Here is a 19,307-nt window from a genome sequence, read left to right as displayed (position 1 = left end):
ATTCCTCTTCACTATATACAAGTTGCAACGATGGTCTTGGCTCTAAATGCTTAAATGTTTTAAATTCAACTAATATCTGAATGATTTCCGACAACCATCCTACAGCGTATTATCCGCTTATAGTGGGCTCTATCGCCAAACTGCTTCTTTATCTAAACTGTCTAATGATTTAAATTACCTTTTTAGACTAGAATTTTGAAATCAAATATAGTACATTGTTTATTCATAAAAAGAAAATCAATATACAATGATAATGTTTTTTTGTTACTGGAAGGCGAGGTTGAAATAATGATGAGTTTCCCACTAGAGGGACCCGTTCTCATATTCGGTTTGGCAGTGTTAATGTTTTTATTCTTCCCTATATTGATGGGGAAATTAAGAATGCCTGCGATTATCGGACCAATTTTGGCGGGAATTATCGTCGGACCCAATGGGCTAGGCATACTAGCTCGCGATTCGACCATTGAGTTACTCGGAACAGTCGGTTTATTATTTATTATGTTTATTGCAGGTCTTGAACTTGACTTTGACGGGTTTAAAAAATATCGAAATCGAAGTATCCTTTTTGGATTACTTTCTTTCGGATTTCCTTTTATTCTTGGAATTATCGTAGGATTATGGCTTGATCTTGGTGTACTTTCAGCTATTTTATTCGGTACGATTCTTTCTTCCCATACGTTACTTGGTTATCCGGCCGTAAGTACATTTGGGGTGACGAAAAATAAAGCAGTCACTACAGCAATTGGTGGTACTTTATTAACGGATAGTTTGGCAATGCTCGTGCTTGCTATCGTAACAGGTGCATCCGCTGGAAACTTAACTTTCGGGTTTTGGATGTATTTGTTAATTTCAACAGCAGTTTTTGCTGCTGGCGTTCTTATCATTACACCATATCTAACAAAGTGGTTTTTTAAACGCTCAAAAAATGAAGCCGCTTTGGAGTTTAACTTTGTCATGGCTGTTCTATTCGTAGCCGGGGCAATTTCATTATTTGTAGGTTTAGAACCAATTATCGGTGCATTCTTAGCCGGTCTTGCACTAAACCGGTACATTTATGATCACGGTCCATTGATGAATAGAATTCGCTTTACGGCGAATGCATTGTTTATTCCATTCTTCTTATTATCTGTTGGGATGTTAATGGATCTTCGCGTATTGATCTCTAATCCCGATGCGTTGTTAATAACAGCATTAATCTTAGTTGCCGGAATTGTCGGTAAGTTGATCTCAAGCTGGATTACGGGTAAGGTATACGGTTATTCAAAAGTAGAAACAAAACTAATTTTTGGTCTTTCTATATCACAGGCGGCTGCAACATTAGCAGCGACGCTTGTAGGATTTCGACTTGGGTTAATTGATCAGCAAATCGTAAACGCGGTGATTGTGATCATCTTGGTAACTTGTATTATTGGTCCCTACTTCTCTGAAAAATATGCCAAAAAACTGGCTATTTCACAGGATAAGGGCGGCCGGGATGAATCACTTCCTGAACGAATCTTAATCCCACTTTCGAACCCAGATACAATGGAATCTTTAATGGATATGGGGTTTGTTGTGAAAAAGGCGTTAAATTCAAATGCGCCGCTCTATCCATTGACAGTTGTTCAAAAAGATTTAAAACAGGCGAGCGATGAGGTATCTCAGGCAGAAAGAATGCTCGAGCATGCGGTGATGTATGCCTCAGGTGCAGAAGTTCCTGTCAAACTCCTAACAAGAGTGGACCAAAATGTTGGATGGGGAATTGAACGTGCTTCTACCGAAGAACAAATTACAACGATTATCGCAGGCTGGGATGGTGTCAGGCAACGAGATGAAAAGACTTATGGAACGGTCATTGACAACTTCCTTGAACATACGTATCAGCGCTCACTGATTACGAAAGTGAGACAACCGCTCAATACAATGGATCGTATTATTTTGATTCTGCCAAATAACGTTGTCTATAAACCGGGGTTTGAAGATGCGATTTCTATTATTAAGGATATTGCTTCCCAGTTAAGCACATCCATTAAAGGCCTTGTTCTTCGTGATGACTTAGATGTCTATGAAAAAGTTTCTGGACGGGTACGCCCTAATATTAAAATTGACTTCCATTCAAAGGATAGTTGGGATTCACTTTATGAAAATGATTTGAACGAAATTAAATCAACTGACCTAGTCATTTTATTAAGTGCCAGAAGAGGTACAGTGGCATGGAATCCTGAATTAGAAGATATGCCGAAGCAACTTGCTGCTTTAAATCGCGGCAACTTCATCGTGTTTTATCCAACGGAAATGAAAGAAACAGATATTCGTGGATCACGTGAATAAAAACTAAGTTAAATCAACCATAGATTCTCCTAAGAGGGTTTCTATGGTTGATTTTTTTTGTTAACCGTGTAGACACTCTTCCCCAATTTCACCAATAGTTCTCCCCCCTATTTTAATCCCTTGTAAATAAGGAGGATTAATATAGATTATTTTGTTATGATAAATTAGAAGCAGAGAATTGTTGGAAAGGAAGATTACTATGCGAGTTGTTAATAATATTGCCGATCTGATTGGAAATACGCCGCTTGTCAAGCTGCGGTCATTATCTCCGGAAAATGGTGCGGCAGTCTATGTGAAACTTGAATTTTTTAATCCTAGCCGAAGTGTCAAAGACCGCGCTGCTTACAATATGATTGTAGCGGCGGAAGCAAGCGGACAATTACAAGTTGGTGCAACGATTATTGAACCGACGTCTGGAAATACTGGGATCGGACTTGCCATGAATGCTGCAGCTAAAGGTTATCGGGCAATTATGGTTATGCCCGATAATGCAACTGCTGAGCGCATTAATCTATTAAAGGCATATGGTGCAGAAATTATTCTTACACCGAGTGAAGAGAGAATGCCTGGCGCAATCGCTAAAGCGAACGAACTTGCCTCCGCAATTGAAAACAGTTTTATTCCAATGCAATTTGATAATGAGGCGAATCCTAATATTCATCGAACAACGACTGCCGTTGAAATCATTGATGCAATGGCAGCGATTGACAGAAAACTTACTGCTTTTGTTTGTACTGCCGGAACAGGTGGAACCGTTACAGGAACTGGAGAAGCACTCAAAGAGTATGACCCTTCAATTACTGTCCATGTGGCTGAGCCAGCTGGATCTCCGGTGTTGTCCGGCGGCAAGCCCGGAAAACATAAGCTTGTTGGAACAAGCCCAGGTTTTATTCCGCATGTACTCAATACAAATGTGTATGATGAAATTTTCAAAATAGAAGATGATGAGGCCTATTATATCGTGAGACAATTAGCTGCTAATGAAGGTATCCTACTTGGACCTTCTGGTGGTGCATCGGTTTTTGCAGCACTAGAGGTTGCCAAGCGTTTAACACCAAATGATACTGTCGTCTGTATCGCACCAGATTCAGGTGAACGTTATTTATCGAGCGACTTATTTCAATTTTAAAATTCAACCTTTTGCCTATGAGATTAGGTGGAAGGTTTTTTTAACTATACATAGTTGACAATTCCGAGTAGTATAGTAGATTATATGTAATACATTTATTCATATTGATTTAATAGGATTTATGAATGAAGGAGGAAATTCAATATGTATTTGACGATTGATGGGATTGAAAAAAGTTTTCCTCATAAAGAAAATGGGCAAGTGAAAGTGTTAGATGCCATTGATTTAGAAGTTGAGCAAGGCCAATTCGTGTCCATTGTAGGCCCCTCTGGCTGCGGGAAATCAACATTACTATATTTAATCGCAGGACTTGAACAACCAGACGCAGGAGAAATTCGGATTGCCGGAAAGAAAGTAACAAGCGCGGGGCCAGACCGAGTAGTTGTCTTTCAAGAAGATGGATTATTTCCATGGTTAACGATTCTAGATAATGTTACCTACGGATTGCGTTTGAAGAAAATTACTAAAAAAGAAGCTGAAGATAAAGCACGAGAGATGTTGAAGATGGTTCATTTAAGTAATTATGCGGATGCCTATCCGCACCAATTATCGGGCGGCATGAAGCAACGTGCATCAATTGCACGTGCACTTGTCATGGAACCGGATATTTTATTAATGGATGAACCCTTTGCCGCTTTGGATGAGCAAACGAGAATGGTTTTACATAATGAACTCCTGGAAATTTGGAAAAAGACAAAAGTGACGATTTTCTTTATTACCCATAACATTCGGGAGGCTGTGCTTTTATCGGAAAAAATCATTGTTTTTGAAACACGTCCAGGAAAAATCAAAGCAACCTTTACAGTCGAAACAACGAAGGATGGTATCACACCAAATGATATTACGCTTCAATTAGAGAAACAAATTTTAACAGCTTTAGAAGCTGAAATTGAGAAAGTAGTAAAGGAGGAAATGGGCGATGACTACAGTTTTAAGACGCGTGATCTTCATCGCGATGCTAGCGGGGATATGGGAAGTCACATCTAGATTATCAGATTTACCCACTTTTATGTTTCCTAGTTTTACTCAGGTCATTCAAACATTACTGTCAGGTTTGATTAGCGGACAAATGATTTCCGCAATTACGAGCAGTTTAGGTCGGCTTCTCCTTGGCTTTTCGATTGCAATCATACTTGGTTTGCTATTAGGTTATTTAATTTGGCGATTTAAGCTGGTGGAAGATACACTTGGATTCCTCGTAACTGCCCTTCAGTCTATTCCAAGTATTGTTTGGTTCCCACTTGCAATTATTTGGTTTGGTTTGAATGATATTGCGATTTTATTTATCGTGACCATCGGGGCAACTTGGACGATGACAATTAACGCGACGAGTGGCTTTAAAAATGTTCCGACGCTTTACCAACGAGTAGGCAAAACATTTGGGTCAAACGGATTTCACTTTTTGCGAACCGTTATCCTCCCCTCCTCTGTTCCCCAACTCATTTCGGGGTTACGAATTGCATGGGCATTTTCATGGCGTGCATTAATGGCAGGAGAATTGCTCGGCGCTGGAAACGGCTTAGGGCAACTTCTTGAGACGGGCAGATCATTAGGACAGATGGATTTGGTCATTTCTGTCATGATTATTATCGGCGTCATCGGTACGATTATGGATAACGTCGTCTTTTTACGACTAGAACGCAACGTCCAGAAGAAATGGGGAGTTAGTTAGGTGAGATTTATTAGCTAAAAGCATTAAAAATAAGACGAAATTAGAGGAGTGATTTGTATGAGAAGAAAATTACCTGTACTTATGCTGTTAACAGTATTTTTGCTCAGTATTTTAGCGGCATGTGGAAAAGAAAGCGAGGCCGACATTAAAGAAGTGAACATCGGGTATTTTCCAAACTTAACGCATATTACAACGATTGTCGCATTGGAAAACGGTTATTTCAAGGAAGCTTTTAGCGATGACATTGAAATTAAGACAAAAACAGTGAGCAATGGCGGATTATTTATGGAAGCGATGGCAACTAAATCGATTGACGTAGGTACAGTTGGGCCGGGACCACTTCTGAACATCTTTGTGAAAGATCCGAGATATCATATTATTTCCGGTGCTGTAAATGGCGGTGCCGTACTCGTTACAAGTGATCATAGTAATATATCATCACTAAAAGATTTAGACGGCAAAAAAGTTGCGATTCCAGTGATAGGAAGTACGCAAGATGTTATGTTAAGAAAAGCACTTCAAGAGGTAGATTTGAAACCGACGACAAATGGTGGAACAGTCGAACTATTTGCGGCAGCCCCCGCTGACACAGCAACACTATTCATTCAAAAGTCAGTTGATGCAACTGCAACCCAAGAACCGTGGGGATATATTTTAGAATCACAGGCAGACGGTAATTTGCTATTGGATTGGGAGTCATTTGCATGGGGAAAAGACTCTACAAATACAGTCGTCGTTGCTAGAGAAGGTTTTCTAGAAAACGATGAGCTTACGAAAGCTTATTTAACAGCGCATATGAAAGCCGTTCAATTTATTGAACAACATCCAGAAGAAAGCCAAGAACTTGTCATTCATCATATTAAAGAATTAACAGGAAAAGAGATTGACAAGGAAGAAGTAGAAGTTGCCTTTAGTCGACTCCAAGTGACAACATTGGTGAATGAACAAGTGATTCAAGAAATGGCGACAATCAGTGAAGAAGCTGGTTATGCAAAAAGCGCTGATATCGATGGTTTGTTCCGATTAGAACTATTAGAGTCTCTCGAATAAATTAAATATAAAAAGAGGAAGATAAATGTTTTTATCTTCCTCTTTTTTGTTCATACAAGTATATGTTATTGAGCTACCGCTTTTTATTGTATTATTTTATGGTTTGTTATGTGAACTTTTTCCGCTCAGCTATTCAAATAGCCATACGATCGTGTGTTAATAAAACCTCTTGAAGCTCATGAAGTTGTTCTTCATTTAACGGAATCATTGGTAGACGGACACCGCCGACATCGACTCCTTTAATATTCAATGCGGCTTTGACTGCGGTTGGATTTGGCGTTGCAAACATTGCTTTCATAACAGGTAGCAATCTACGATGATCTCTCGCTGCTTGTTGTACATCGCCATTAGTAAAGTTTTCAAGCATGGTTTGCATATTATTTCCGATAATATGAGATGACACAGATACGACACCCACCCCACCAATTGCCAAAACAGGAAGCGCTAAACTATCATCTCCGCTATACAATGAAAACTCGTCAGGCGTTTGCTCAATAATTTTAGCCATCGCATCTAAATCAGCGCTCGCCTCTTTAATCGCAACGATATTAGAAATATTGGCAAGTCGAACAGTCGTCTCCACTTCCATATTGACGGCGCTGCGCCCAGGAATGTTATAGAGCATAATCGGTAAAGACGTGGAAGCTGCAATTGTCTTGAAATGTTCATATAACCCTTCTTGACATGGTTTATTATAGTAAGGCGAAACAAGCATAATCCCATTAACCCCTACTTCTTCCGCACGCATTGTCAGTTCAATCGACGCTTTCGTGTTGTTTGAACCTGTTCCCGCAATCACCGGAACTCTTCCCTGTACTACTTCCACCGTATACTTAAATAATTCAACCTTTTCATCATCAGTCAGTGTCGGAGATTCTCCAGTAGTCCCTGCAATCACTAAACTATCTGATCCGTTGGCAATTAAGTACTCAATCAAGTTACTCGTCGCTGGGAAATCAATCTCACCCTGTTCATCAAAAGGTGTCACCATTGCTGTTACAATTTGTCCAAAATTCATTAACTCCACTTCCTATCATTTATTTTTGGAAAATAAATAGAGGGAGTAGGGCAACTAATTATTAAACGCAAAAAGCAACAACGAGGGTTCGTTGTTGCAGCTGAAATAATAAATTATTTCTTTGCAAAAAGATAGCCCTCCATATAGTCTCCTATATGACAATCCTGAGCTTATTCAACCCAGAACCAGCTTCGAGAAAAATGAGTCTCTCTCCACTTCGGCAAATCCCCCTTTCCACAATCATCATCGGACCTCATTATCCTCAGGTTGTGTACTAATGGTTTTTGCGCCTCTATCCTTACTTCAAAACTTTTGAAATAAGAGAAATCTTTAATTACTATGACTATACTTCTTTTTGATAAAAAATGCAAGGATGAATTCTACGAAAGCAGTTTAAAGTGTAATGATCATATTCAATTAGCGGCAATTTCGCATTCAAGATTTTTCATTTTAAAAACCAAAAACCGTTTCATAAATAGGCCCAACAAAAAACCCTTCCCAAATTGGAAAGGGTTGATTGATCAATATGATTAAGCTACATATGAAAGACGTGCGTTTTTTGAAAAATGTGCTAGTGCTTTTTTCGCTTCACTTTGATTTGTATATTCGAAAATTCTGAAGGAATGTTGCTCAAATACTGTGACTACCCACATTTGACATTCTCCTTTATTAGTTACTTTTCATTGCACCTTTAGTATACTGTGTTTTATAACAGAAAAAAAGGACAATGTGTACACCTTCACAAATCATTCGAAACTAAAGCGCTTACATTCGACGTTTTTATGACAATAATCAAAGTAATTGCGTTTTATGATGATTCCCGCTTTTGAAGACATAACAAAAAGTAATCCTGCCCAAACACATCCTTTGGGCAGGATTACTCTATTTACCTAATGTCATTGGTTCGGGTTATGTGAATCAACCTACTGTGTCGATTGATTCTGATTGTTTCAAAGCTCCGTTTGCTTCCGGAATGTTATTTATGTCAAGTGCATTCATTTTACAGAAATATTCCAGAAAGCGTTCAACTTCTTTAATTTGCTCTTCATCTGTTTTTAACGCAATGATATCTTTTAAAATTTGGGCAGTCCAAACATTATCGAAATAACGATATTTACCAGAATTCCATGAAGTTCGATGAGGATGATTCTGATTGATATAGTAATTCCAGAAAAGCATTTTCTCTGCTTCTTCGTCTGTCAGTTTGATTCTAAATTCTGCGTGGGACGGGACCATTCCATCATTACTACTGTTGCCGGAAAATGTTTCATTCACCATATAGAGACCGAGGATCCGTCTTTCTGTTTCTGCTTGTTCCGCTTCTCTTGCAGTCAGAAGACCTGCACTGTTCGGACGCAAACGAGCCGCTCTATTTGGCTGGCCTTTATTTACGCCGCTTTGAATCATGCCGGTACTTACTTGCCAGTCGGTAAATACATTTTGTTGTTCTTCTTCGTCCAGCCAGAAAACAATTTGTGCGCTTTCATGGATCCGATTGTTCTTTAATTTCTCCCTAAATTGTCGTTCAAGCGCCAGTCTCTCTTGTTCTTCTGCACGTTCCCTTTCGAGCGCTTTTTTCTTCTTTTCTTTTTTCAAAAAGATTTCCTTCAAAGATTTTGCAGTATCTCGGTCATTAAGTGTGATAAACTCTCTAAATGCATCAGGATAAACGAATTTTTTTATCCCCTCATTAAAATCAACCGTGATGATAGATCCTTCATGTTCCACGATATTTCCTTCACCAAACACTTTATGAGTAATTTCCTCATTAATTAAATTCACTAACCCACTCTCCTTATATCAATAATTAGCTGTTTATTTCGACCGAATGAAATGAAAAGAAGTTTAAAAACCAAAAAATCGCACTCAAATTCTGTCCGTAAGAAGTTGTGCACGATGATCGAATGGCGTCTCCATAACTGTTATAACTATATATTATCACATATTCTGAAATGTTGCAAATTTTGCGATTGACAAGAGTTGTTTGCTTGTCGTATAATAGATTGTTTTCATAATTAAAAGGCCATTATTAAGGACAAAAAATGGCTCTAATCACTTAATAAACTGTGATTAAAACCATTTCATTTTTCTAACAAAAACTGATTCAATGATTAACTGTTGACTGTGACACCATTTTCTTCAAACACTTTTTGAGCAGCTTTTAAAGCATTGAGTGCACGCGGAAATCCTACATACGGGATAAGATGCATAATACAACCAACCATCTCTTCCGGTGTTAACCCTACTGTCAGCCCGGTTTTTACATGCATCTCAATCTGCGGTGTTCCTTGTGCAACAAGGGCTGAAATTGTTGTAAGGACTTTTTGTTTATTATCAAGTCCTGGACGTGCATAAATATCTCCAAAGGCAAATTCAACAACAAATTTGCTTAAATCAGGTGCAATGTCTTTAAACCCCTCACCAATATCCATATGGCCAGTTGGGTTGTTACTGTCTGGTGTAGTAAGTTCCATTAATTTATCTAAGCCTTGTTGATAACGATCTTTTGTCAATTGAAGTCCCCCTTAGTTAACTATTCGCCATTCCCAACGCCTGAAACGCTCTGAAAATGTCGATAAATAGAAATGGCTATAACCACTTTAACAAATTTTCACATTAAATGAAATACCCGTTCTTTTCTGGATAATAACTTTTAAATCAACTTTTCTTCACATCCATTTTTCAACCATTTCGCAGTCAACGATTCTGCATTTAACATCTCTTCTGGGGTGCCTTCAAATAGAATCTGTCCACCTTCTTTCCCCCCACCTGGACCTAATTCAATTACCCAGTCACACGCCGCAATAAAATCTAAATTGTGTTCGATAATGATTACGGAATTCCCTTTGTTGACAAGATTTTGAAAGACATTCAAAAGTTTATCATTGTCTTTTCTGTGCAGCCCTAATGAAGGTTCATCTAATAAGTAGATTTGTCCTTCTTTTTGTAAATGGCTTGCAAGTTTTAGACGTTGGACTTCTCCTCCACTTAAGGAGCTCGTCGTCTGCCCTAACGTGAGATACCCTAAACCAACATTTTTTAGCGTATTCACTCTATTAATGATTCTTGGTGAATTAAAATAGTGCATCGCCTCATCGATCGTCAAACTTAAAATCTCTGCAATATTTTTATCTAGATACTTGTATGACAATGCTTCATCTGAATATCTCATTCCTTGACAGGCTTCGCACGGAATTGTGACAGGATCTGCAAACGCTACGTCTGGGGTTGTCACTCCTTTCCCCTTGCACATCGGACAAGCGCCTAATGAGTTAAAGGTGAACAAGCCCGCGGGTTGACCTGTTTCTTTTGAAAGGATTGCACGAATGTCATCCATGATGCCCATATATGTCGCAAGTGTAGACCGACTAGAGATGCCTATGCTGCCTTGTCCAACCATGATTGTTTCTGGATAGCTTTCTGGAAATGCCTCCATCATTAAGGAACTCTTACCAGAACCTGAAACGCCACATATTGAAACAAGTGCATGTTGAGGAATCTTTACGCTTATATTTTTTAAGTTATTATGATTGGCTCCTTTGATTGTAAAATAACTTTTACTAGCCCTTGGACGCTGGTTGATATTTATCTGTTGGTTTAATGACGTTGCCGCTCTAGAGTTTTTCAATCCCTCTAATTTCTCTTGATAAACGACCTCTCCTCCAGCTGCACCCGCCCCCGGCCCCATCTCTATGATTGCATCTGCTGCTTGGATTACTGATAAGTCATGTTCGATCACGATGACCGTATTATGATGCTCTTTAATCCTTTTGAGCATCCGAATTAACAAATCCACTTCCTCCGGATGAAGTCCCGCGCTCGGTTCGTCGAAAATATATGTGAGATTATTTAAGCTGCTCCCTAAATGACGCGCAATTTTCACCCTTTGTGCTTCGCCGCCAGAAAGCGTTCCCATTGTTCTCGATAAAGTTAAATAGCTCAATCCTAATTCAACGAGTTGTTGTATTTGCGGAATGGCTTGCAATGCAATAGATTTCCCCAAAGGATCATTGATTTTTGTGAGTTCCTGAAGTAATTCTGTCAGTTCTAATTGATCATATTCCGCAATATTAAGTCCATTTATTTTACATGCCAATACTTTTGGGTTTAGACCAGAACCTAGACATGTTTGGCATAAGCATTGTGTAGCTACTGCAAAAACGTCGTCTTGAGAAACTTGCTTCAATTTTGAGATATCTCGATTGATATAGAGGCGCGTAAATCTAGGCAATAACCCGTCCCACTCGTGGTCTTGGGGTCCGTGTTTTGTATGAAATGGCGCAAAGACTTTTTCACCTTTCGGGGGGCCATATAAGAATAGGTGGCGTTTTTCTTCTGAATAGTCCTTTATCGGTTTATCAGGATCAAACAATCCCCCAGTCATCATCCATCTCCCTTGCCACCCCGATGGCGATAAAGGCTTAAATTTAACTGCATACGCCCGAAGCGACTTATCGAAATCGATCATTTTATTTACATCTGGCGCAATGACCTTACCAAATCCACTACATTCCGGACATCTACCAAAAGAACTTTGGCTCGAAAAATCGGTCGCAGAAGGTATTGGAGGTGTGCCTATACGTGAGAATAAAAGTCTAATCAATGGATGAATATCCATATACGTACCAACTGTTGAACGAGAATTGCCGCTGGTTTGTCTCTGCTCTACGACGACAACCGGACTTAAGTTCTGCATCAAATCAGCATGCGGTCTTTCATATCTTGGCATTTGATTTCTGACATAATGCGGATAGTTCATCGTCATTTGTCTTCGGCTTTCTTTCGCCAATGTATCAAAAACAACCGAGCTTTTTCCAGAGCCAGAAAGCCCTGTGAATACGATAATTTTTCCTTTTGGTATATTAATATCTATATTTTTCAGATTATTTTCTTTTAATCCTTTTAAAATGATTTCGTCTCTAATTTTGGGCACTTTATCATCCTTTCTAATTTGATTTGCTGAAAAAAGTGTCCTCGGTAAGAAAATTTATCCTTATACACCCATATATCGCTGCAACTCTTCCTGCCCCTAACTGTTTTAGTAATTAGACTTTTAGTATACTCTATTTTTTCTATCTATTGAATGCAAGAGAATCGTTTAAATTTAGACAATCTTTATGTTCCACTGGAAATAGAGGTATATCATAATTTTACTACTACAGCTGAGGTTTTTTACAACCTCTCTATAATAAGAACAATAAACATTCAAAAACTCCAACTCTTGCAAGAGTACGGATGAAATGTGGCATACATTAATTGGTTGCCCACTTTAATCGCTTATGTTCTAAAAAAGAACTCCGATGCTCCAAAATCAAACACCTCTTATGACATGAATCGTGCAACAAAGGGGGATTTCTAATTGGCATGCTAATTGCAACTATAATTTAATAGCGGCGCGACAAAAGAGGTGCCGATAGTTTCAGAAAATTGTATGATTAACAAAATAAAGGAGGCTACTATTTAAAGAAATTAAGAATGATATTGATAAAGTTACCGGTTCAGTTTAGAAGTCCGACATTTCCTTGATAAGGTAGGAATACTTTTGTGGCGTACCATTTTTTTCTACAGATTATTCGCGGAATTTTATTGCCTTAAGTAAGCTTTTAGCGCAGTACTACTCGTTAATTTAAAGGAGGACATAATAATGACGAATATTGATTGGAAAAAGGTTGAAGAATGGGATAATAAATATATACTAAGGACATTCGCTACACAGGATGAATACCAAACAGTCCCAATTGAGTCCACTGAAGGTGATTACCTAATCATGCCGGACGGAACACGCTTATTGGATTTATTTAATCAACTGTACTGCGTAAATACTGGTCAAAAAAATAAAAAGATAAATGATGCAATCAAAGATGCACTTGATCGATATGGATTTGTCTGGGATGCTTATACTTCAGACTATAAGGCAAAAGCAGCAAAATTAATTATGGAAGATATTCTTGGAAAAGAAAGCTGGCCTGGAAAAATCAGATTTGTTTCAACTGGAAGTGAAGCAAACGAGACAGCACTCTTCATTGCTAGACTTTATAAAAATCGTCCGAATGTCATAACAAGAGAACATGCTTTCCATGGATGGACAAGAGGCGCATCTTCTCTAACTCGAATAAAAGGGGTCCGGAGTGGAATTACAGAGACAAATCCTGACTCAGAACAAAGACATATACCTGGTCAGCAAGATGGTGTAGTTGCCGTTGCACCTTCTCCAAACTGCTTGCGCTGCCCGCTTAGCCATACCTACGGGTCATGTCATGATGAGACTGGAGAGTTAGCTTGTGTAACCTATACGAGACGAATGATTGAAAACCAAGGTCCTGAACAAGTAGCGGCTATGGTAACTGAAATCACACAGGGCGCTGGTTCTATTATGCCGCCAAAAGAATACATTCCGCAAATTCGAAAGTTGACGAAAGACCTTGATATTCTTTGGATTGTGGACGAGGTATTAACAGGCTTTGGCCGTACAGGAAAATGGTTTAATTACCAGCACTATGGCGTTACACCGGACATCGTCACAATGGCGAAGGGCCTTTCAAGTTCAACAATTCCAGCTGGTGCCGTGGTAGTTAATAAGGAAATCGCCGAATTTATGGACCAATTCCGTTGGGAAACAGTGTCCACTTATTCAGGCCACCCCATCGCAATGGCTGCTGTATGTGCAAATATAGAATATATGATAGAAGAAAACCTAGTTGAAAAAGCAAAAGAAACGGGTAAATATTTCGAAAAGAAATTATTGGAGTTAAAGGACAAACACCCTACTGTGGGTCTGGTTGCTGGAGCTGGAGTTCTCTGGATTGTAGAACTTGTTAAAGATGAGAAAAACACTCCTTTTATAAAACTTGATAGAAATACAAGTCACGAGGCTGATCCAAGCACGTATCCAATTAACATCATCAATTCAAAAGCGCTTGAAAAAGGCGTATTAATTGGCGGTTTTGTCCCTAACACTTTACGTATAGGTACATCCTTAGACATTTCTAAAGAAGATATTGATAAAGCAATTGATGCACTGGATTATGCCTTAGACCATTTAGATAAACTAGCCGCGCAAGTGCAGGAGCAAAAGGCCTTAGTTTAATAGTACTTTTATTGTCACTAGACCTTCCCTTTAACTGGTTAAGGGGTTCTAATTTAGAAGTCTAATTTCTTCACCTAGGATTAACATTGAATTTCGTTGACTTTGTAATAATCTCAAACCCAAAAATGACCGCCTACCTTTTTAAGGAGACGGTCATTATTTTTGTTGATTTTTAATAAGTAATCAATAATTATTCAAGATTTACCCAAACTGATTTTACTTGCTGGATTCACGGTTTCAAATGTTTCCCCAGAGACAGACTCGACAAACTCTCCACCAAATAAATAGCTTCTTGGGACTTCCACGTAAAAAATCCTTTACACGACCATCTAGCTGTATCTCCTTTTCTACAATTAATGTTTTTGACATACTTATCTTCCCGTTTTTTAAAGATTTAGCTCAATAGGGTTTGTAACTAGTATGAATATTGCAACTGTACTTAAGGTGATTTCGTGGCTCCATCTTTGATGCTTATTCGATGATGGGTCAATTCGTCCCGATTTAACGCGATTGATTGTACCTTCAAACTGTGATAACCTGTTAATGTATTTAGAATTTACTGTTAATTGTTGCGAGGGAGGTTGAAGAATGAATACAGTCTTGGCAAATAAAGACTTGATAAAATCTTGGGAGCGGAGCAAAAAACACGGTGCTAACTTGGCTAAAACGCAAGAAGCTATGCTCCAAGAATATGAACTTAAACTTCAACAAGAGAAAAAAAGAGATTTATTGAATAGCATGCATCCGACAATTGAAAGCTTGGCATATTCTTTAAAGTCTTCCAACACAATTGTTGCCATTTCTAACTCCTCAGGTTATTTACTCAATAGCATAGGTAATCTTTCATTTCTAGATGAAGCAGAAAAAAATAATTTACAAAACGGGGCTTGTTGGTCCGAGCAGATGCGTGGTACGAATTCAGCGGGCACTGTTGCCATTGAGCAAAAACCATTGACTGTTATTGGTAGTGAGCATTATTTACCATCCCATCGTACGCTATTTTGTGCTGGTTCCCCTATTTTTAATTCTATTGGAGAATTGGATGCAGTTTTGAATATAAGTGGACATTTTAGCGCCTACCATCCTGCGATGCTTGGGATGGTAGATAACATTTCTCGTAGCATAGAGAACTGGATGCTCGTCCGTCAACCTAAGCCACAACTTGTCCTTTCCCTTTATCCAGAATCAAAAAAATACTATGAAGCTTTATTTGCAGTCGATTTACACGGACAAGTTATTGGGATGAATCGTGAAGCACATCGCCTATGTCGGATAGATAACTTGTTAGTCACTCCGATTTACCTAGAAGAATTGTTCTCAAACACAGACGAGTTGCTATCTAGAACCATGAAGACCAGCTCCACTTCTTTGATCCGGCTTTACACAAAAGGTACTGAACAAAAATGTTTTTTCGCTTCAATTGTATATGATTCTCGTCCCCAAAATTTTGCATATACAGAAAAAATAAAAACTGCTACAAAACAGTTCACTACAGATAGAAAAAGCACGTCTTCCTATTCATTTAATGACATTTATGGGGCGGATAAAACACTTAAGTCAGCACTTTCCACAGCAAAAAAAGCCGCTAAAACAGATTATACAATTGTAATTACTGGGGAAAGTGGCACTGGAAAGGAAATGGTAAGCCAAGCCATTCATCAAGCCAGTACACGTTCAACAAAACCATTCGTCGCTCTCAACTGTGGTGGCATTACCAAAAGCCTGGCTGAAAGTGAATTATTTGGCTATGAAGCTGGGGCATATACAGGAGCAAAGCAATCGGGACAACCCGGCGTCTTCGAACAGGCACATGGAGGCACCCTTTTCCTAGACGAAATTGCCGAACTTCCTATTGATATACAAACCACATTATTACGGGTCCTTCAAGATTTCAAAGTGAAAAGAATCGGTGGCGTAAAGTCTGTTCAAGTGGATGTTCGACTTATTACTGCTACACATACCGACCTTTGGGAAAAAGTGCAAGAAGGCAGTTTTCGTGCCGATTTATATTACCGTTTACAAGGCATATCTATCGTACTGCCCCCACTTCGAAAGCGTGAAGACCGCTTACAATTTGCCTATAAATTATTATCTAAAATTCAGGGAGAGACTCATAGATACCCACTTACTTTCTCTCCTGTTGCAGAGCAGTTCATTGAAGATTATTCATGGCCTGGGAATGTTCGTCAAATGAGTAGTGCGATACGTGAAGCTGCCTTTTTATCTACAGGCGATACGATTGATATTCAATCTTTTCCAAACTATATTTTATCGGATTTTCAAAAACGAGAGACGACAGGCTCTTTACTGCAAGACACGGAGCGTAAAGTGATTTTAGAAACTATGAATAAAACAGGCGGAAATGTTGCTGAATCAGCGCGTATTCTTGGAATTGGTCGAAATACCCTTTACAGAAAACTAGACAGTTTTTCACTGAAAAATTAGTAATGAATTGATACAATATAAGATTTTAATCCAATATAAAGAGCGGCAACCTCATTCAAATTATTCGGCAGTAACTGTATAACTATGTCCTATGCAGTTCCAAAAAACATCGGGCTTAGCCGATGTTTTTTGGTGGTCATGAATTATCCATATCGACGATTCATTTTGTAACAGCGGATATTGCGCACGTAAAAAGAAATAAAAAAATCCTTTTTCATTTTGAGGAGGATTAACTGATAGTTAATATATTTACGCTTCAATAATACCTTAAAACATTATATAAAAAAATGTTATACTTGTTACAATCTTTATTGATGCTCAATAAAATGATTTATCCATAAGTAGAAATATAAAGGAGCCAATCTCATGACCAAACATAAAATTTATTCAATGAGCTTCTCTAGCGTCTATCCCCATTATGTTACGAAGGCAGAGAGAAAAGAACGTACAAAGTCAGAAGTTGATGAAATTATACGTTGGTTGACAGGATATTCCCAAGCAGAATTAGAAGCACAAATCGAAAAAAAGATAGACTTTGAGACCTTTTTTGCAGAAGCGCCCCAATTGAATCCTTCACGGACGCTAATCAAAGGAGTGGTCTGCGGCATCCGAGTGGAAAATATCGAAGAACCATTGATGCAGGAAATTCGCTTTTTGGACAAACTCATTGATGAATTAGCAAAAGGTAAAGCGATGGAGAAGATCTTGAGGAAATCATAATATGGTAAATTAAAAGCCTATTTCCATGTAAAAAACAGGAGATAGGCTCTTTATTTTTAGTTAGCATTATCCTCCACAATCATCTCGTCAATGGCTCTATCATTGAATGATTGTTTGTTCTCCGAAGACATGTGTAAGTAACGTACGTCTTTTCTCCTCTACAACTGCCGTTAAACGATTAATCTCTTCCTGAATTCCCTCGATTTCAGCCAGTTTGACCTGAATGTCTTTCCGTGAAATCGTATCTCCCAGTTCATAATAATCAATTTCCTTCTGCAACTGCGCAAGTTTATGGTGTCTTTGGATGGAAGATGCTGCCCCCGTTACCTCTTGCTCCTTCAATTGTTATTGCTCTGCATAAAGCTGTTTTAACTTTGTCATTGTAATTCCTCCCGAAATTTTCCCAAATAAAAAACTATTCCCGATTAAGAGAAGAGTGCATTTGCAAAATTTCTTCTCATCATTCAGGTTCGCCTGTTGGATGTAGCACCTTACCAGCTAGCAGGTTGCTGAGACTTCGTCGGGCCAATTCCCTCCGTCTCTCCTAATAAGAAAAGAGTCTATTATTTAGTTGATTCCAGTATATCATAACTTTTCGTCAAAGAAAGCGTATCCAGTCTCAGCTTGCTCTGAATGACCAGCGCCAGGCACTCATAAAGAATGCTCTAACCACGTCGACATTTTTCTTTTGGCATAATCATTCTCATAGTCGTACCATGCCTGTTCAATTTCCTGTCCTCTAATTTGATCCTTAAATGAACGGAAAGGCTTTTTCCCATTAAGCGCATCTATTAAGCGTTGGGTAACTTCTGGCTCTTGCTTTTTGGCGAAATCAACCATTAAGTCATATGCTTCAGACGAAGTCATTTGTGGAATTGGCACTAAGAATTCTCCTGTATCGTTATCATCCCTACCGATTTCCGACTCCTCTGAGATAAGAATTTCCTTTGTTTTCTGATTAAACATGTACTTTATTTCGTCATTACCATTTAAAAATGCTTCTATGAGTGCCTCTGTCACCTGCATTTTATTCACCCTTTCAAAATTATCGACACAAGGTTCCTATTCCACTTTGAACTGTTTTAAAACTAGCACTGAGGATTAGTTTTGTACACATTTGCACAATCCTATTCATGCGGATACATATAAAGGAAAGGATTTATTGCGTCTCGGTAAATAATCGATGAAATACAGGTGCTAAACATAAGCAAACCAAAAATCGCCAGGCTTTAAAACAATGTTAACATCGTTTTGAAACCTGGCACCAATTTATAATAGATTTACTTGGATAATGCAATTTTTATATGCGCTAAGTGGTGCTCTTCGTGCCAAGCTAATTTTGCAACTTTTGTTGCAACGGTGATCTTACCATTTTTCTGGTGAGTAAAATATCGATTTAATTGCTCCTCAGATAAATGATTTCCTAAAGATACGACGCGCTCATTTATACCTTCAAGCATTCTAATAGAGCTTTCTACAGGTAGTTTGGTATCTGGCTGAACCGCCCACTGATCTTGATCAAAATCTGGTACAGTTGGATTCTCATCTGTTAGAGCCATTTTCAATCGTTGATACATGTTCAACTGGGAATCTGCAATGTGATGAACCAGTTGACGAACGGTCCAGCTGCCGGCACGATAAGTTTTATTCAATTCCTCTTCATTTAATGAATCAACAATGTCTCTTAATCGAGACGTGTAAGATTGGATTTCCTCCAGCCACTCTTGAACATTTTCTACTGTTACTTTTTCTGGAACTTGTAATGTCCCGATTGGAAATTTCACATCCATCTATCTTTCCCCCTCTTCCCTGTCTATTCTTTTCTATTATACCATGAATGCTAAATTGACTGTTTGTATGTCCTTCGAGAGTATCT

16 protein-coding genes and 2 riboswitches are annotated in these 19,307 nt (G+C 38.6%); of the genes, 8 read left to right on the top strand and 8 right to left on the bottom strand.

The features are described 5' to 3' along the window. The first annotated feature begins 288 nt into the window (after positions 1-288). From AB1H92_RS05590 to AB1H92_RS05570, 5 genes are all read left to right on the top strand, one after another. Positions 289-2,310, top strand: a complete 2,022-nt coding sequence (locus AB1H92_RS05590) for a cation:proton antiporter (RefSeq protein WP_311157230.1) — start codon at positions 289-291, stop codon at positions 2,308-2,310. Between the two features lie 199 nt (positions 2,311-2,509). Next, complete coding sequence (gene cysK, locus AB1H92_RS05585; RefSeq protein ID WP_115361663.1) at positions 2,510-3,439, top strand: cysteine synthase A; 930 nt, start codon at positions 2,510-2,512, stop codon at positions 3,437-3,439. 144 nt (positions 3,440-3,583) lie between these two features. Further along, positions 3,584-4,426 carry an ABC transporter ATP-binding protein gene (locus AB1H92_RS05580; protein ID WP_115361665.1) on the top strand — a complete coding sequence of 281 codons (843 nt, stop codon included), beginning with the start codon at positions 3,584-3,586 and terminating at the stop codon, positions 4,424-4,426. Next, positions 4,359-5,111 carry an ABC transporter permease gene (locus tag AB1H92_RS05575; RefSeq protein WP_115361667.1) on the top strand — a complete coding sequence of 251 codons (753 nt, stop codon included), beginning with the start codon at positions 4,359-4,361 and terminating at the stop codon, positions 5,109-5,111. Before AB1H92_RS05580 ends, AB1H92_RS05575 begins: the two co-directional genes overlap by 68 nt. Positions 5,112-5,192: 81 nt before the next feature. Next, positions 5,193-6,161 (top strand): ABC transporter substrate-binding protein, encoded by a 969-nt coding sequence (locus AB1H92_RS05570; protein WP_370475565.1) that lies wholly within the window; start codon positions 5,193-5,195, stop codon positions 6,159-6,161. Positions 6,162-6,294: 133 nt separating this feature from the next. Here the strand turns inward: AB1H92_RS05570 and dapA are convergent, their stop codons facing one another. The 5 genes from dapA to AB1H92_RS05545 all read right to left on the bottom strand — a co-directional run bounded on the left by dapA (position 6,295) and on the right by AB1H92_RS05545 (position 12,112). Then, positions 6,295-7,179: a 4-hydroxy-tetrahydrodipicolinate synthase gene (gene dapA, locus AB1H92_RS05565; RefSeq protein WP_115361671.1), complete on the bottom strand. Its 885-nt coding sequence runs from the start codon at positions 7,177-7,179 to the stop codon at positions 6,295-6,297. Positions 7,180-7,303: 124 nt separating this feature from the next. Then, a riboswitch (Lysine riboswitch) is annotated at positions 7,304-7,482 on the bottom strand. 227 nt (positions 7,483-7,709) lie between these two features. Then, positions 7,710-7,832 (bottom strand): hypothetical protein, encoded by a 123-nt coding sequence (locus AB1H92_RS05560; protein ID WP_256594310.1) that lies wholly within the window; start codon positions 7,830-7,832, stop codon positions 7,710-7,712. Positions 7,833-8,097: 265 nt separating this feature from the next. Further along, positions 8,098-8,961, bottom strand: coding sequence for a malate synthase (locus AB1H92_RS05555; protein ID WP_115361675.1), 864 nt, complete (start codon positions 8,959-8,961; stop codon positions 8,098-8,100). A 329-nt stretch (positions 8,962-9,290) separates the two neighbouring features. Then, on the bottom strand, positions 9,291-9,692 hold the full coding sequence (locus tag AB1H92_RS05550; RefSeq protein WP_115361677.1) for a carboxymuconolactone decarboxylase family protein: 402 nt from the start codon (positions 9,690-9,692) through the stop codon (positions 9,291-9,293). Positions 9,693-9,832: 140 nt separating this feature from the next. Beyond that, positions 9,833-12,112 carry an ATP-binding cassette domain-containing protein gene (locus AB1H92_RS05545; protein ID WP_115361678.1) on the bottom strand — a complete coding sequence of 760 codons (2,280 nt, stop codon included), beginning with the start codon at positions 12,110-12,112 and terminating at the stop codon, positions 9,833-9,835. 711 nt (positions 12,113-12,823) lie between these two features. Between AB1H92_RS05545 and AB1H92_RS05540 the strand changes: the two genes are divergently transcribed. The 3 genes from AB1H92_RS05540 (at position 12,824) to AB1H92_RS05530 (ending at position 17,431) form a co-directional block, all read left to right on the top strand. Beyond that, the gene (locus AB1H92_RS05540; RefSeq protein WP_115361680.1) at positions 12,824-14,266 is read left to right on the top strand and encodes an aspartate aminotransferase family protein; all 1,443 of its coding nucleotides are present in this window, start codon (positions 12,824-12,826) and stop codon (positions 14,264-14,266) included. A gap of 588 nt (positions 14,267-14,854) precedes the next feature. Continuing rightward, on the top strand, positions 14,855-16,711 hold the full coding sequence (locus tag AB1H92_RS05535; protein WP_115361682.1) for a sigma-54-dependent Fis family transcriptional regulator: 1,857 nt from the start codon (positions 14,855-14,857) through the stop codon (positions 16,709-16,711). A 366-nt stretch (positions 16,712-17,077) separates the two neighbouring features. Next, positions 17,078-17,431 carry a DUF2200 domain-containing protein gene (locus tag AB1H92_RS05530; protein WP_115361684.1) on the top strand — a complete coding sequence of 118 codons (354 nt, stop codon included), beginning with the start codon at positions 17,078-17,080 and terminating at the stop codon, positions 17,429-17,431. A 99-nt stretch (positions 17,432-17,530) separates the two neighbouring features. Here AB1H92_RS05530 and AB1H92_RS05525 read toward each other — a convergent pair whose 3' ends face one another. The 3 genes from AB1H92_RS05525 to AB1H92_RS05515 all read right to left on the bottom strand — a co-directional run bounded on the left by AB1H92_RS05525 (position 17,531) and on the right by AB1H92_RS05515 (position 19,221). Further along, on the bottom strand, positions 17,531-17,773 hold the full coding sequence (locus AB1H92_RS05525; RefSeq protein ID WP_115361685.1) for a hypothetical protein: 243 nt from the start codon (positions 17,771-17,773) through the stop codon (positions 17,531-17,533). Between the two features lie 112 nt (positions 17,774-17,885). Beyond that, a riboswitch (SAM riboswitch) is annotated at positions 17,886-17,985 on the bottom strand. A 97-nt stretch (positions 17,986-18,082) separates the two neighbouring features. Then, on the bottom strand, positions 18,083-18,457 hold the full coding sequence (locus tag AB1H92_RS05520; protein ID WP_115361687.1) for a UPF0158 family protein: 375 nt from the start codon (positions 18,455-18,457) through the stop codon (positions 18,083-18,085). Positions 18,458-18,711: 254 nt separating this feature from the next. After that, positions 18,712-19,221, bottom strand: coding sequence for a YfiT family bacillithiol transferase (locus AB1H92_RS05515; protein ID WP_115361690.1), 510 nt, complete (start codon positions 19,219-19,221; stop codon positions 18,712-18,714). Positions 19,222-19,307 lie beyond the last annotated feature (86 nt).

It is taken from the genome of Sporosarcina pasteurii (assembly GCF_041295575.1).
GTDB classification, from domain to species: domain Bacteria; phylum Bacillota; class Bacilli; order Bacillales_A; family Planococcaceae; genus Sporosarcina; species Sporosarcina pasteurii.
Note: the sequence above shows the minus strand (reverse complement) of the source record. Positions and strands in the feature narration are given on the sequence as shown.